Genomic DNA, 15,406 nt, shown 5'->3' with positions numbered 1-15,406 from the left:
AAAAAGTTTGCTTAGCTTTTTTGTCTGAAAAGGCGTGACTTTGACTGTATAACGGATACGTAAAAATTTGACGTTTAAGTAAAATAAGCTTTATTTTGAGTTGTGATTGCATTTATACGTATTTTTCTTTAAAATAAAACAAGAACGTATGTTTGTGTTTTTCTTTGCGGTTTGAACGTCTCCTGTACTCTTGCCTATTTAATACTTTTTTTCACAGGTTTTTTAGAGTAAGATAGAAGGAGCGCTTTTGAATTGCGCTAAAATAGTGTAGTATAACAGGGCTTGTCCCATTACTTTTATCAAAGGAGCGTTTGCTTTGGCAAAAAAAACAACTGAGTATAATGACGCCTCCATTCAAGTCTTGGAAGGACTTGAGGCTGTCAGAAAACGACCAGGAATGTATATCGGTTCGACGGATAGTCGTGGATTACATCATTTAGTTTACGAAATTGTCGACAATTCTGTCGATGAGGCTTTATCTGGTTTTGGTAATGAAATAGATGTTACTCTTAATCAAGACAATAGTATTACTGTTAGCGATAATGGACGCGGCATGCCTGTGGGAATGCACGCTTCTGGTATTCCAACTGTAGAAGTTATTTTTACTGTGTTACATGCTGGCGGTAAATTTGGTCAAGGCGGTTATAAAACTTCTGGTGGTCTTCATGGTGTAGGGGCCAGTGTTGTGAATGCTTTATCAAAATGGCTTACCGTAACCATCGTCAGAGATGGTGTAGCTTATGAAGAAAAATTTAAAGACGGCGGTAAACCCCAAGGAACGTTGAAAAAAATCGGGAAAACAAAAAAGAAAAACGGGACTACTGTCACTTTCTTACCGGATGATAGCATTTTTTCAACAATAAAATTTTCTTATGAGACATTGGCTGAACGCCTGCGAGAATCTGCCTTTTTATTACGTGGGGTCAAAATTACATTGACGGATCTTCGGGGAGAAGAACCTGTTTCAGAAGTTTTTCATTTTGAAGAAGGAATCAAAGAATTTGTTGATTACCTCAATGAAGAAAAAGATACCCTGACACCAGTAATTTATTTTAATGGGGAAAAAGATGGTATTGAAGTAGAAATCGCGATGCAATATAACGACGGCTACTCAGAAAATATTTTATCCTTTGTTAATAATGTCCGCACCAAAGACGGCGGAACTCACGAAGCTGGTATGAAGGCTTCTTTAACGAAAGCTTTTAATGAATATGCTCGTAAAGTAAGTTTATTAAAAGAAAAAGATCGTAACCTAGAAGGTAGTGACTTTCGTGAAGGGTTAGCGGCGGTACTTTCCATTCGAGTGCCAGAAAACTTGTTACAATTTGAAGGACAAACAAAAGAAAAACTAGGCACACCAAGCGCTCGAAATGCAGTGGATGGTGTCTTAGGCGAACAGCTTGGGTTTTACTTACAAGAAAATAGCGAAATGAGTCAAATGCTGGTCCGTAAAGCGATTAAAGCTCGTGAGGCTCGTGAAGCAGCTCGTAAGGCTAGAGAAGAAAGTCGTACCGGTAAAAAGCGTAAAAAAGGTGAATCTTTACTTTCGGGTAAACTAACGCCAGCTCAATCGCGAAATCCAAAGAAAAATGAATTGTATTTAGTCGAAGGAGACTCTGCCGGTGGTTCGGCAAAACAAGGACGAGATCGCAAATTTCAAGCAATTTTACCGTTGCGGGGAAAAGTAATTAATACCGAAAAGGCGAAACTACAAGATATTTTGAAAAACGAAGAAATTAACACTATGATTTATACAATTGGTGCTGGTGTAGGGCCAGAGTTTTCTATTGAAGATTGCAATTACGACAAAGTTATTATCATGACCGATGCGGATACAGATGGCGCCCACATTCAAGTGTTGCTGCTAACCTTCTTTTATCGCTATATGAAACCGTTAATTGAAGCAGGAAAAGTTTATATTGCGTTACCACCACTTTATAAAGTTTCAAAAGGTGTTGGCAAAAAGGCAGTGACAGAATATGCTTGGACAGATGAAGAATTACAACAAGTCATTCAACAAGTTGGTAAAGGCTATATGCTACAACGCTACAAAGGGTTAGGGGAGATGAATGCGGAGCAGTTGTGGGAAACCACCATGGATCCTGAAACTCGTACGTTAATTCGTGTGCGAATCGATGACGCCGCCAAGGCTGAACGTCGCGTTACCACGTTAATGGGGGATAAAGTTGAACCAAGACGTAAGTGGATTGAAAGCCACGTTCAATTTTCTTTAGAAGAAGATGGCAGTATTTTAGAAAAAAAAGCAGATGAAGAAGTATCTAGTAGTGAAATTTTTGATGAAGAAAAAGCACATGCAAAAAATGCAGATGGTGCCAAAGATAATTTTGCAGAAATCAGTTTATTTGAAGAATAGGAGGTGGCAAAGTGGAACACAATCATAATATTCAAGAATTAACACTTGAGGAAGTCATGGGCGACCGCTTTGGCCGCTATTCAAAATATATTATTCAAGAACGTGCATTACCAGATATCAGAGACGGTTTAAAACCGGTACAACGCCGGATTTTATATGCTATGAACAAAGATGGTAATACTTACGAAAAAGCCTTTCGTAAGTCAGCGAAGTCTGTCGGCAATATCATGGGGAATTACCACCCCCATGGTGACAGTAGTATTTACGAAGCCATGGTTCGGATGAGTCAAGACTGGAAACTACGAGCCATTTTAATTGAAATGCACGGTAACAACGGGAGTATGGATGGTGATCCTCCTGCGGCAATGCGTTATACAGAAGCGCGCTTATCACAATTAAGTGGTGAAATGCTAAAAGATATTGAAAAAGAAACAGTTGATATGGTTTGGAATTTTGATGATACTGAAAAAGAACCGACTGTTTTACCAGCAAAATTTCCTAACCTTTTGGTGAATGGTTCAACTGGGATTTCTGCTGGTTATGCCACCGAAATTCCAACACACAATTTAGCTGAAGTAATTAACGGTACGATTTATCTCATTGACCATCCTAATGCTAGTTTGGATAAATTAATGGAATTTATTCCGGGTCCAGATTTTCCTACTGGCGGAATTTTACAAGGTAAAGCAGAACTGAAAAAAGCTTATGAAACTGGAAAAGGCAAAGTGATTGTCCGCTCTCAAACGGAGATTGAAAAAATCAAAGGGAATAAAGAGCAGATCGTTGTGAATGAAATTCCTTATGAAGTGAATAAAGCTACCTTGGTGAAGAAAATCGATGAAATTCGTTTGGCAAAAAAAATTGACGGAATTGCTGAGGTTCGGGATGAAACAGATAGAACTGGGTTGCGAATTGTTGTAGAATTGAAAAAAGATGCCAACGCCGAGGGTATTTTAAATTATCTGTTTAAAAATACGGAACTGCAAATTAACTACAACTTTAATATGGTTGCTATTGATGAGATGCGGCCAAAACAAGTTGGATTAGTCACAATTTTGCAAAGCTATGTCAAACATCGAAAAGATGTTGTGATAAAACGGAGTCGGTTTGAGTTAGATAAAGCGCAAAAACGTCAGCATATCGTTGATGGTTTAATGAAAGCATTGTCGATTTTAGATGAAGTCATCGCCACGATTCGTGGTAGTAAAGACAAAAAAGATGCTAAAAATAATTTAATTGTAGCTCATGGCTTTACTGAAGCCCAAGCTGAAGCAATTGTTAATTTGCAATTGTATCGTCTAACCAATACAGATATTACGCAATTACAACAAGAGGCAAAAGAATTAGCTGCGTATATTGCGGAATTAAAAAAGATTTTGGATGATGAGACTGAACTTTTAAGCGTGATAAAAAAAGAGCTAAAAGAAGTGAAGAAACAATATGGACAGCCGCGGCTAACGCAAATTGAAGCGGAAATTAAAGAGCTGAAAATTGAGACAGAGGTTTTAGTCGCTCAAGAAGATGTTATTGTTTCTGTTACCCATGAAGGATATATCAAACGCAGTAGTCTGCGTTCTTATGCAGCTTCTAAACCAGAAGAGCTGGGAATGAAAGATGGGGACTTTGTGTTATATACAGGTGAGGTCAACACTTTGGACCATATACTGCTAATTACTAACAAAGGAAATGTTATTTATCGTCCAGTTCATGAGCTACCTGATTTACGTTGGAAAGAAATTGGGGAACATATTTCGCAAACGATGTTGAATATGGCAGTGGATGAGGCGATTATTGCCGTTTATCCTTACAAACAAATAGATCCGGCTAAAAACTTTGTTCTGATAACAAAAAATGGTTTTATTAAGCAGACGAAAATGTCGGAATTTGAGCCATGGCGAACTTATAAGAGTCGTCCGTTAGCGATTGTTAAATTCAAAGATGCTGATGATGTTATAACAGATGTCTTTTTAGTCGATGAAAACGATACGTTAGATGTTTTTCTAGTAAGTCATCGTGGTTTTGGTTTACGCTATCCACTAAGCGAGGTACCACTAGTAGGTCCAAAAGCTGCTGGCGTTAAGTCAATTAATTTAAAAGCCGAGGATTTTGTAGTAAACGGCTTGTTGGTATATCCGATGGGGGATAATCCGGTAGTTATCGTAACCCAAAGAGGTGGCGTGAAACGAATGCTAGCTCAAGAGTTAAATCAATTAGGCCGAGCTAAGCGTGGCTTAATGGTGCTAAGAGAACTTAAAAATAATCCTCATCGCATCATTTATATGGGTGATGGTGTGGATCAAACATTGTTATTAACCAATCAAAAAGGGCAACAAACAGAAATTGACGTCAAGGATTTTAATATTTCTGATCGAACTTCAAATGGTTCATTTGTTATGGATGAAAAAAATGGCGGACAAGTAATCGATGTTAAAGAAATTAAACAGCCGGTTGTTGTCAAAAATTAATCTGTTATAATGGTTGTATTTAAAAAGCATTTCTGTGTTAATACAGAAATGCTTTTTTGTGAGCATGAAGAAGAGTGAAAGGGCTTATTTAACAAAATAATAAGATGTTTACATATGGGGTAATCATTGATTTAATGGGGTTTATAAGGACGTTTATAAGATAACGAGGTGAATAGTTCATCTACACACAAGAAAATGCTTGCAAAGTCAAAGTGATGTGTTATACTGTGTTCGTAAAGCTGTTACATAAGTATAGCTAATTTTTAAGGAGGTCCATTCAATGGAACAATGGAACGGATTTAAAGGCAAAGCTTGGCAAAACGAAGTTAACGTACGTGATTTTATCCAAGCAAACTACACACAATTTGACGGCACAGATGAATTTCTAGCTGGCCCAACAGAAGCTACCACAAAACTTTGGGATCAAGTAATGGAATTAAACAAACAAGAACGCGACAACGGTGGCGTTTTAGACATGGACACAAAAGTAGTTTCAACGATTACTTCTCATGGTCCTGGTTATTTAAATAAAGATTTAGAAACAGTGGTTGGTTTCCAAACAGACAAACCTTTCAAACGTGGTTTACAACCATTTGGTGGGATCCGTATGTCTGAACAAGCCGCTGAAGAATACGGTTTTGAAATCGATCCTGAAATTTCACATATCTTCCGCGACTACCGTAAAACCCATAACCAAGGGGTCTTTGATGCGTATACACCAGAAATGCGCGCAGCACGCCGTTCAGGTGTCATTACTGGTTTACCAGATGCCTATGGCCGTGGACGTATTATCGGCGACTACCGTCGGATTGCATTATACGGGGTAGACTTTTTAATTAAAGAAAAACAAAAAGATTTAGCCAACTGTGGGAACGGCACAATGTCAGAAGACATCATCCGTCAACGGGAAGAATTAAGCGAACAAATTCGTGCGTTAGCTGAATTAAAAGAATTAGGTAACATTTACGGTTTTGATATTTCACAACCTGCGACAAACGCAAAAGAAGCTTTCCAATGGTTATACTTAGGCTACTTAGCTGCAATCAAAGAACAAAATGGTGCAGCAATGTCATTGGGTCGGACATCAACTTTCTTAGACATTTATGTGGAACGCGACTTAGAAAATGGCGTGATTACAGAAGAAGAAGCACAAGAAATCGTGGATCATTTCGTTATGAAATTACGTCTTGTAAAATTCGCTCGGACACCTGAATACAATGCCCTATTTTCTGGGGATCCAACATGGGTAACAGAATCAATCGGTGGTGTGGGTGAAGACGGACGTCACATGGTAACAAAAAACAGCTTCCGTTTCTTACACACATTAGCAAACTTAGGTCCTGCGCCAGAACCAAACTTGACAGTTTTATGGTCAACACGTTTACCACACAACTTCAAAACTTTCTGTGCGAAAATGAGTATCCAAACATCTGCGATTCAATATGAAAACGATGATGTGATGCGTCCTCATTGGGGCGATGACTACGGAATCGCTTGTTGTGTATCGGCAATGCGCATTGGGAAACAAATGCAATTTTTCGGTGCTCGTGCAAACTTAGCGAAAACTTTGTTATACGCAATTAACGGTGGGGTTGATGAAAAATCAAAAGCACAAGTAGGACCAAAATATCAACCAATCACTTCTGAATATCTAGAATACGATGAAGTTTTAGCCAAATATGATGCCATGATGGACTGGATTACAGAATTGTACTTGAATACATTAAACATCATTCACTACATGCACGATAAATATTCTTACGAACGGATTGAAATGGCATTACAAGATACAGATATCCTACGCACAATGGCAACTGGTATTGCTGGTTTCTCTGTTGCAGTTGACTCATTATCTGCCATTAAATATGCCAAAGTGAAAACAGTTCGTGATGAAAATGGAATCGTAGAAGACTACGTGATTGAAGGCGACTATCCTAAATACGGCAATAACGATGATCGCGTGGATGAAATCGCGGTGAACTTATTGAAAACCTTCATGACGAAAGTAAAACGTAACAAAACTTACCGTGATGCAAAACACACCACATCTATTCTTACAATCACATCCAATGTGGTTTATGGGAAGAAAACAGGGAATACACCAGACGGACGTCGTGCGGGCCAACCATTTGCGCCAGGGGCTAACCCAATGCATGGACGCGACACACACGGTGCGTTAGCAAGCTTGTCTTCAGTTGCGAAAATTCCTTACGACTATTCATTAGATGGTATTTCAAATACGTTTTCTATCGTACCAAAAGCCTTAGGTCGTGACGAAGCAACCCAAGAAGAAAACTTAGCAACCATGTTAGATGGATATGCAACAAAAGGTGGTCACCACTTGAACATTAACGTCTTCAACCGGGATACCTTGTTAGATGCGCAAGCACACCCAGAAAAATACCCACAATTAACAATTCGGGTATCTGGTTATGCCGTAAACTTCATTAAGTTAACGAAAGAACAACAAGATGACGTTATTGCACGGACAATGCACGAATCTATGTAATTTCAATTTTAAACGTACTACAAGGTGGCGGATGGGAAACTATCCGTCACTTTTTATTTTTGCTTGTCCTCTTCTTCACAAAAAACGTAGTGAAAAAGAGGTTGGAATTGCGGCATAAAAAATTTCTAGCCTCTTTTTTGAGACGTTTGTTTCAAGTATTTCATATACGAAAGGAAGTCATAAGCATGACTGTGACAGGTCGTATTCATTCAACCGAAAGTTTTGGTTCCGTTGATGGACCAGGCATTCGCTTTATCGTTTTTACCCAAGGCTGTCGGATGCGGTGTGAGTTTTGCCATAATCCAGATACTTGGAAAATTGGCAGTGGTAAAGAGCGTACAGCAGATGATGTTTTAGAAGAAGCCTTAAAATATAAAGAATTTTGGGGAGAAAAAGGCGGGATCACAGTAAGTGGTGGAGAACCGTTGTTACAACTTGATTTTTTAATTGATTTGTTCAAAAAAGCCAAAGCGGCTGGGGTTCATACGACCATTGATACCTGTGGGCAACCTTTTACCAGAGAAGAACCTTTCTTTTCAAAATTCAATACTTTAATGGAGTATACGGATTTATTGTTGTTTGATATTAAACATATCGACAATGACGCTCATAAAAAACTGACCAAACAAGCCAATACACCTATTTTGGAAATGGCCAAATATTTATCTGAAATAAATAAACCGGTCTGGATTCGTCACGTATTGGTTCCTTATCGCAGTGACTATGATGCGTATTTGATCCGCTTAGATAGCTTTATTAAGACGTTGCAAAATGTCGATAAGGTTGAGATTTTACCCTATCACACGATGGGCAAGTACAAGTGGCAAGAATTGGGTTTAAAATATCCATTAGAAGGAATTGAACCACCGACTGAAAATCGTGTTAAAAATGCAAAAGAACTATTGCATACAGATGAATATATGAAGTACTTAACGCGCTAAAAATTAACAGGAAAGATGCATTTATGATTGAATCTTTCCTGTTTTTTGCTATCATAAAGAAGAATGTAAAACCTATGATTACTAAAGGAGTGTCCCACATGTCAAAAATTTTAGTTTTTGGTCATCAAAACCCAGATACTGATGCAATTGGCGCAGCAATTGCATTTGCCCACTTGCAAAATACATTGCGTGATGAAGAAGTTGAGGCAGTTGCGTTAGGTACACCAAGTGAAGAAACTCAGTACGCTTTGGATCACTTTGGTCTAACTGCACCTCGCGTAATTTCAAATGTAAAAGATGATACAGAAAACGTTATGTTAGTTGACCACAATGAATTTCAACAAAGTGCTGCTGATATTGCAGAGGCAAATATCTTAGCGGTTGTTGACCACCATCGGATTGCAAACTTTGAAACTGCTAATCCATTGTACTACCGTGCTGAACCAGTGGGTTGTACGAGTACAATTGTTTTGAAATTGTATAAAGAAGCACAAGTAGAAATTCCAAAAGCTGTTGCAGGTATGATGCTTTCTGCAATTATCTCAGATACGTTGTTATTCAAATCACCAACTTGCACGCCTGAAGATGTTGCCGCGGCAAAAGAACTTGCAGCTATTTGTGAAACAGACTATGAGGCATATGGCTTAGAGATGCTAAAAGCTGGGACAAACTTAAGCGATAAATCAGCTAGCGTTTTATTAGACCTTGATGCTAAAAGTTTCCCAATGGGCGATAAAAACATCCGAATTGGTCAAGTTAATACCGTTGATTTAAAGGAAGTTTTTGATCGTCAAAAAGAATTAGAAACCGCAATGGAAGTTGAAAATGAAAAAAATGGTTATGATCTATTTGTCTTAATTGTTACCAATATTTTAGATAGTGATTCTGAGTTACTTGTTATTGGTGAACCTAAGGATAAAGTAGAGGCAGCTTTTAATACAAAATTAGAAAATAATCGTGCGCTACTAAAAGGTGTGGTTTCACGTAAAAAACAAGTTGTACCACAACTAACAGAGGCATTTGCCTAAAAATAGGAACTATTAGAATGATATCCGAGCAAAAGCGGTCGCATCACTTTTTTATGGTAGTGATTGGTGCTTGTTCGGGTATTTTTCTTTAACGATATTTTTAAAGATTGGAATTATGTGAATATGAAATTTTATTATGGCGGTAATCACAAAGAAGCATATCAAAATCTGGCTCACAAGCCCACCTTTCAACAACTTTGTCACTATCTCTTTCAACATGAAGCTGCTATTTTGCGTGATTTAAAAAAAGAGATTACCAATCATGATCTTGAAAAAACGATTGATACAGCAATAAAATTGCAATTAATAGTACGAAAAGATAGGCGTTACCGACTACTTTTTCCTGTTGTTACACCAGCATTAGTTGCTAATATTCAGGAGGAAAAAACATTTCAGTTAGCTTTACAAACGTTAAAAAAAGAAAGTGATCAGAACGTATTGACGGCGTTAAATTATTTTAACAATCTTTTAGAACAAGATTATTTTTATGGGGTTACTGACGCGATTTCATTTGCAACTGCTACAAAACTAGAAAATGAGAAATTGCACTTAATAAGTTGTCAGTTAAAAGATCAGACAACTACATTGCCTGGCTATTTTAATGCTTTAAAGAAAAGTGAGTTGACAGAAGAAAACTCTTTATATGCCTTGTTGGGTGATGTGGAGCTAAATTATGCGCTTGATCAATTTTCTTATATTATTCAAAGGACTTATCAAAAGAAGAAAGTGCGTCCGTCCATTTTTAGGCAAGCACTAGTAATGACCGATATTTTAGCGATTGATGACAGTGACAATTTACAGCTGGCAGTACCAATTTTTGATCATTATGGTGAACAGGTAATTTCTTTAGCCGATGATGTTTTTAAATGGCAGTTATTATTTACGCGGTTTTTGGATTTTAAAGAAATGGATTTTTTACAATTTATTATTTTTAAAGGATAATGATGAAAATAAGATGAGAAAACAAATTTATTTTATTTGTAACAAAAAATACTTATTTGTTTTTTAAAGCTAATTAAATCGCAATAGACGCGAAGTTAATCCTAAAATGTTACGTTAATATTTTATATTATTGATTTTTTTACACCTAACAGAATTACCCGATTAATTTAAATATCTTTAAATTAAAAAATAATAATAATATATGTTGAATTTCTAATAATAAGATGATATTATTATTATAGAATGAATCAGGGGGGCTTCTGGATGGAGAAGATCAAAAAAGAGTATGTAAAAAGTAAACCGGTAGTAAGTGGTTCGATGATTCAATTTATTTCGATGGCAGAAGTAGAGGCTGCACGAGCTGAATTGAAAGCTAATCAAATTGATGAAAATCATTTTTCTGACGGTGAAATCATTTTAGCGATTCAGCAAAAACAAGAGCTTGGCGCACAGACAATTGTTCCGATCGTGGTTGATTGGTTGGTGGAAAATAACTTTATCGTAACTGGGGCACAGGCGGTTAAATATTTATTAGATAATGCGAAGTATGACAACCAACCGTGCTTATACAAAGTTGTAGGAGAATTAGATTTTGATGCCAATGGAAAGTTCTATCTAATCGTGGCAACAAGTCCAAAACGTAAAGTTGAATCTTTATATAAAGTTTATACAAATGGTGTCATAAAAGAGTTGTGGGTAGAAAAATAGAGTTATTAGGAAGTGAGCAATCGCTTCTTTTTTTTGTAATTTTTTATTCTTTTTCAGCTTAGTATTAGAATTCTACCTGATATTTTTTGTAAGTTATCAAGACTAGGGCTATAGTAAATTTTTAACGAGTGTTTTTCTGTTGGTTTATACAGCGGTACTGCACAAATAAAAGATGACGGAATCTAGAATCCCGTCATCTTTTATTTGTTATGCGTGTATTTTTATTGGTGCGCTCATAAAGAAAATACTAAAAAAAGTAATGTTAATTGTTGCGGCAATAAGGCTTCCTAAATTAGGTAACGAAAAATCAGCAAGTAAAACACTGTAAAGAACACTGACCAAATAAATTAGAATATCAATGGCCATTAAGACGGCAAAGCTAAAAGGGTACTTCCGGTTTAAAAAGGCAATTAAAAAGAAGAATAGTGCCATTAAAGTCGTTAGTATTTGAATACCAGTTGCTAAAAGATAGAAAAACGAATGAATATTCCCAGTAGGAAGAAACGTACGTAGAAATAAAATTGAAAAAGCAATAAAATAAAAAATTGTGGCTTCTTTAAATTCAGTCTTTTCTGTTTTCCTACAGTAGTAATAAAGCAGTCCGCTAAAGATAACTGTAAATAAAATAAGGAGGTGATTAAAGAAGCTCCCTAGGTTACTACTTTCGCCCAATGCATTTAACGATAATTTAATCGCAAGGGTATCAACTACGTAATCGATACAAAATGTTGATACAAAAAGAATCGTAGCGATAAACCCACAAACTACCGTAAGATATTTTAATAATTTTAAATTTGACATATACTCTCTCCAAACAGTTCTTCTGTTCAATAATAACAAAATAATAAGTAAATGTCGAATGTTTCTCATAAAAAGAAAGTTTCATTAATTTAATATGAAAAAAGACACCGCTAATTTGCTAAACAAAGGACTAGCAAATTAGCGGTGTTTTCTTATTGCCGTAGTTGTCTTTTACGAACTTTTTTGGTCCAGAAACCACCAGAAATGTATTTTGGCTCATAGGAGATAATAAAAGCGCGTTCTTCCACACTTTTGATTAATTGATAAAGTTGGCGCTCATTTTTTCGTGGTGATAAAATCTCAAGCACAACCCGTTCACCTTCTAAACCTTGTGCATTACTTTGCGTAACGCCATAGCCATTGTCGCGTAAAACTTTAGGTAAATGATTTTCTTCACTGGTATTTGAAGGCAGGATAGCTGTAACCATAATATAGCCTAAAGCCAGTTTATCTTCTATTTTAATCCCAACACTAATCCCAACAGCATAACCGAGTGCGTATACGAATAAGTTGATAGGATCATCTAGACGATCTAAAACCATTGAAAGTCCTAAAATATAAATCGTAATTTCAACCATACTCACAAGTGGTGCAATGACACGATAACCCTTCATTGTTAACATAAAGCGGAGCGTATTCAGGGTGATATAGGCAAAATTAATAGCAAAGATCATAAATAATAATTTGAAATCCAATTAAAAACCCCCTTATTGCTCCAAAATACACTACAAATTCAGAAATTACAATTGAAAGACTAATCAAAATAGAATATTATTGCAAAAATATTAAGAATAGATTACAATTGTTATATAGAACAGTTGTTATGGAATGTGGGAGGTGAGGAAATGACGCGACGTCTTTTATTAGCAAGTCATGGTTTGATGATATTTTTTGGTCTTTATTATTCAATTTATTTACTTTTGATTAATCCCGAAACGCTTTTTACAGTGGAAGATGCTTTACGCTACCATCCTGCTTTTGATCATCTGTTAGTTGTCTTTTTCAAATTCATCTTGATTTCTGTTAGTAGTTTTTTTGCATTTGTGGCGTTGCGGTTCTTTTTACCGTTTTGTCATTCATACTCATTTATACAAGGAATCATCTTATTGTCACTGGCTTTAATTATCCCATACTTGCCGCTTACCATTCGCATATTTTTAGCTATGATGGGTTTATTTCAATGTGGGATAGTTAGCTATCATAAACTTGCGATGTTGTAAACGATTTTTTTATAATTGGTAAATCTCTAAATAATAAATTATTTTTAAGCACTTGATTTTTTTTTAAATCAAGTGCTTTTTTGGTTGCTAAAAATCACAACATTTTTAAACAATAATGCTCATTGTTGTCTCATATAAAATTCCGTCATCTTTTAGAATGTTCGGATTTAGTTATATAATTTTTATTTTTTATTGTGCAAAAATATTTTTAAAGTAAATATCACTTATACATCACTATTGTTATCGCATTCATCAATAACGGTGTAAACGCTTTATATTTTGAGTGGTTTAACTGTTACGAAATAGAATGAATTTCTTTTATAGAAACCGAGTTATTTTTTTACACAAAATACTTTTCAAAGATTAGAAGTGTGTTATTATTATATTAGAAAAAGTTAGCAGTTTAACTGAGTTTATTTCTAACTTTTGATTGGAATTTAATTGTCTGATGGGGAAGATTCATTATAGAAAGGAAACTGGTATGGTTGAAAAAAAGCAAGAAGTTGAAGTGCTAGCAGCAGAAGAACGGTTTTTAACAGGGGAAAATTTTTATAGCCAGCATTTTTTGGGTGCACATAAATTAACTGATGACAGTTTTGTTTTCCGAGTTTGGGCTCCTAATGCGCAACAAGTTTGGTTGGTGGGAGATTTTAATGAATGGGATGATTCACTACCTTTACTAAAGCGAGAATCAGGAATTTGGGAAGTTATAACAGATAAACCTCACGAGGGAGATCTTTATAAGTTTAAGGTGCGCCAAGCAAACGGACGCGAGATTTTTAAAATTGATCCTTTTGCCATTCGTTTTGAAGAACGTCCCGGAAGTGCAGCGGTTTTACATACTTTACAGGAGAAAAAATGGAAAGATGGGTTATGGCAAGGACGCAAAAAGCGGACGAATCATTTTAAGCGGCCTCTTAACATTTATGAAGTGCATGCAAGTTCTTGGAAGCATCATGAAGACAATACACCTTATACCTTTTCTGACTTAACAAAAGAACTCGTTCCGTATGTTAAAGAAATGGGCTATACCCATATTGAGTTTATGCCATTAATGGAGCATCCCTTAGGAAAATCTTGGGGTTATCAATTAGTTGGGTATTTTGCTTTAAGTTCCTATTATGGTACACCAGAAGAATTTCAAGATTTTGTTGAAGCTTGTCATAAAGAAAATATTGGCGTTTTAGTCGATTGGGTTCCGGGGCATTTTTGTATCAATGAAGATACCTTACCCTACTATGACGGCACGCCAACTTTTGAGTATGAAGATAGAAATCGGGCTCGAAATGTTCGTTGGGGTTCAATTAACTTTGATTTAGGTAAACCACAAGTTCAAAGCTTTTTAATCTCCAGTGCACTTTTTTGGTTGGAATTTTACCATCTCGATGGTATTCGTGTGGATGCTGTGTCTAACATGATTTACCGCGATTACGATGAAGGTCCGTGGACGCCAAATCATGAAGGAGGCAATCGTAATTTTGAAGGTTATTACTTCTTGCAAAAATTAAATGCTGTGGTGAAGTTAGCACATCCTGAAGCCTTAATGATTGCTGAAGAAAGTTCTTCTGATACGAAAATTACCGGTATGATTGAAAGCGGTGCGCTTGGCTTTGATTATAAATGGAATATGGGTTGGATGAATGACGTCTTGCGTTTTTACGAAATGGATCCAATTTATCGTGGGCATAATTTTAATCTTTTGACATTTTCTTTCATGTATATGATGAGTGAAAACTATATTTTACCTTTGTCTCATGACGAAGTGGTTCATGGTAAAAAAAGCCTGATGCATAAGATGTGGGGAGATCGGTACAAACAATTTTCACAACTACGTAATCTATATACTTATATGATTGCGCACCCGGGTAAGAAGCTGCTCTTTATGGGAAGCGAATGGGGTCAATTTTTAGAGTGGAAATATGACCATGGTTTGGAATGGGTTGATTTAAATGACGAATTGAATTCTAAGATGCAACATTTCACTAAGACGTTAAATGAACTTTATCGAACAGAAAAAGCGCTTTGGGAACTAGAAGGCAGCTATGACACGATTGAAATTATTGATGCCGATAATGATGCCGATACAGTATTAAGTTTCATTCGGCGGGGGAAAACCAAAAAAGATTTTGTCATTGTCGTTTTAAATTTAACGCCTGTCGAGCGAAAAAACTTTGCCGTGGGTGTGCCATATAAAGGAACTTACCAAGAAATTTTGAATACGGAAATGAAAGAATTTGGCGGAACGTGGGTTAAACCCAATGCTATAAAAGAGGCAATTACTGTTCCGTTTAAAGATTATGATTATCAAATTCAGACTATTGTGCCAGCACTTGGGGCATTATTGATTAAACCAGCTGAAATTAATACACGGGTGAAATCAAGTAGTAAGCGTAAAAATGTAAAAGCTGAAAAATAAAA

The 15,406-nt window shown here is 36.2% G+C and carries 11 protein-coding genes; 9 read left to right on the top strand and 2 right to left on the bottom strand.

Annotated elements, in window-relative coordinates:
- The first annotated feature begins 316 nt into the window (after positions 1–316).
- The 7 genes from parE (at position 317) to AC6R0T_RS08095 (ending at position 10,967) form a co-directional block, all read left to right on the top strand.
- Positions 317–2,374 carry a DNA topoisomerase IV subunit B gene (gene parE, locus AC6R0T_RS08125; protein ID WP_206905382.1) on the top strand — a complete coding sequence of 686 codons (2,058 nt, stop codon included), beginning with the start codon at positions 317–319 and terminating at the stop codon, positions 2,372–2,374.
- 11 nt (positions 2,375–2,385) lie between these two features.
- Positions 2,386–4,839 carry a DNA topoisomerase IV subunit A gene (parC, locus tag AC6R0T_RS08120; RefSeq protein WP_303753531.1) on the top strand — a complete coding sequence of 818 codons (2,454 nt, stop codon included), beginning with the start codon at positions 2,386–2,388 and terminating at the stop codon, positions 4,837–4,839.
- Positions 4,840–5,119: 280 nt separating this feature from the next.
- Complete coding sequence (pflB, locus tag AC6R0T_RS08115; protein WP_282462405.1) at positions 5,120–7,348, top strand: formate C-acetyltransferase; 2,229 nt, start codon at positions 5,120–5,122, stop codon at positions 7,346–7,348.
- Positions 7,349–7,533: 185 nt separating this feature from the next.
- Entirely contained in the window at positions 7,534–8,289 is a 756-nt protein-coding gene (gene pflA, locus AC6R0T_RS08110) for a pyruvate formate-lyase-activating protein (protein WP_526159230.1), read from the top strand.
- Positions 8,290–8,387: 98 nt separating this feature from the next.
- Positions 8,388–9,317 (top strand): manganese-dependent inorganic pyrophosphatase, encoded by a 930-nt coding sequence (locus tag AC6R0T_RS08105; protein ID WP_303753898.1) that lies wholly within the window; start codon positions 8,388–8,390, stop codon positions 9,315–9,317.
- Between the two features lie 123 nt (positions 9,318–9,440).
- Positions 9,441–10,259: a DUF1803 domain-containing protein gene (locus tag AC6R0T_RS08100; RefSeq protein WP_303753899.1), complete on the top strand. Its 819-nt coding sequence runs from the start codon at positions 9,441–9,443 to the stop codon at positions 10,257–10,259.
- Positions 10,260–10,523: 264 nt separating this feature from the next.
- Positions 10,524–10,967, top strand: a complete 444-nt coding sequence (locus tag AC6R0T_RS08095) for a hypothetical protein (RefSeq protein ID WP_206905890.1) — start codon at positions 10,524–10,526, stop codon at positions 10,965–10,967.
- Between the two features lie 207 nt (positions 10,968–11,174).
- Here the strand turns inward: AC6R0T_RS08095 and AC6R0T_RS08090 are convergent, their stop codons facing one another.
- On the bottom strand, positions 11,175–11,768 hold the full coding sequence (locus AC6R0T_RS08090; RefSeq protein WP_206905889.1) for a hypothetical protein: 594 nt from the start codon (positions 11,766–11,768) through the stop codon (positions 11,175–11,177).
- Positions 11,769–11,920: 152 nt separating this feature from the next.
- Entirely contained in the window at positions 11,921–12,463 is a 543-nt protein-coding gene (locus tag AC6R0T_RS08085) for a DUF2179 domain-containing protein (protein ID WP_268991020.1), read from the bottom strand.
- A gap of 150 nt (positions 12,464–12,613) precedes the next feature.
- Here AC6R0T_RS08085 and AC6R0T_RS08080 point away from each other — a divergent pair, with 150 nt between their 5' ends.
- Both AC6R0T_RS08080 and glgB read left to right on the top strand, forming a co-directional pair.
- Entirely contained in the window at positions 12,614–12,988 is a 375-nt protein-coding gene (locus AC6R0T_RS08080; RefSeq protein ID WP_206905887.1) for a hypothetical protein, read from the top strand.
- Positions 12,989–13,469: 481 nt separating this feature from the next.
- Positions 13,470–15,404, top strand: coding sequence for a 1,4-alpha-glucan branching protein GlgB (gene glgB, locus AC6R0T_RS08075; RefSeq protein ID WP_303753900.1), 1,935 nt, complete (start codon positions 13,470–13,472; stop codon positions 15,402–15,404).
- Positions 15,405–15,406: the final 2 nt, after the last annotated feature.

The organism is Enterococcus sp. S86.2 (assembly GCF_059834485.2).
Note: the sequence above shows the minus strand (reverse complement) of the source record. Positions and strands in the feature narration are given on the sequence as shown.

Bases quoted from the DNA above. Each gene is read 5' to 3' on its own strand.
- AC6R0T_RS08100 (WP_303753899.1), top strand. From the start codon at position 9,441: ATGAAATTTTATTATGGCGGTAATCACAAAGAAGCATATCAAAATCTG.
- AC6R0T_RS08080 (WP_206905887.1), top strand. From the start codon at position 12,614: ATGACGCGACGTCTTTTATTAGCAAGTCATGGTTTGATGATATTTTTT.
- pflA (WP_526159230.1), top strand. From the start codon at position 7,534: ATGACTGTGACAGGTCGTATTCATTCAACCGAAAGTTTTGGTTCCGTT.
- AC6R0T_RS08090 (WP_206905889.1), bottom strand. From the start codon at position 11,768: ATGTCAAATTTAAAATTATTAAAATATCTTACGGTAGTTTGTGGGTTT.
- pflB (WP_282462405.1), top strand. From the start codon at position 5,120: ATGGAACAATGGAACGGATTTAAAGGCAAAGCTTGGCAAAACGAAGTT.
- AC6R0T_RS08095 (WP_206905890.1), top strand. From the start codon at position 10,524: ATGGAGAAGATCAAAAAAGAGTATGTAAAAAGTAAACCGGTAGTAAGT.
- glgB (WP_303753900.1), top strand. From the start codon at position 13,470: ATGGTTGAAAAAAAGCAAGAAGTTGAAGTGCTAGCAGCAGAAGAACGG.
- AC6R0T_RS08105 (WP_303753898.1), top strand. From the start codon at position 8,388: ATGTCAAAAATTTTAGTTTTTGGTCATCAAAACCCAGATACTGATGCA.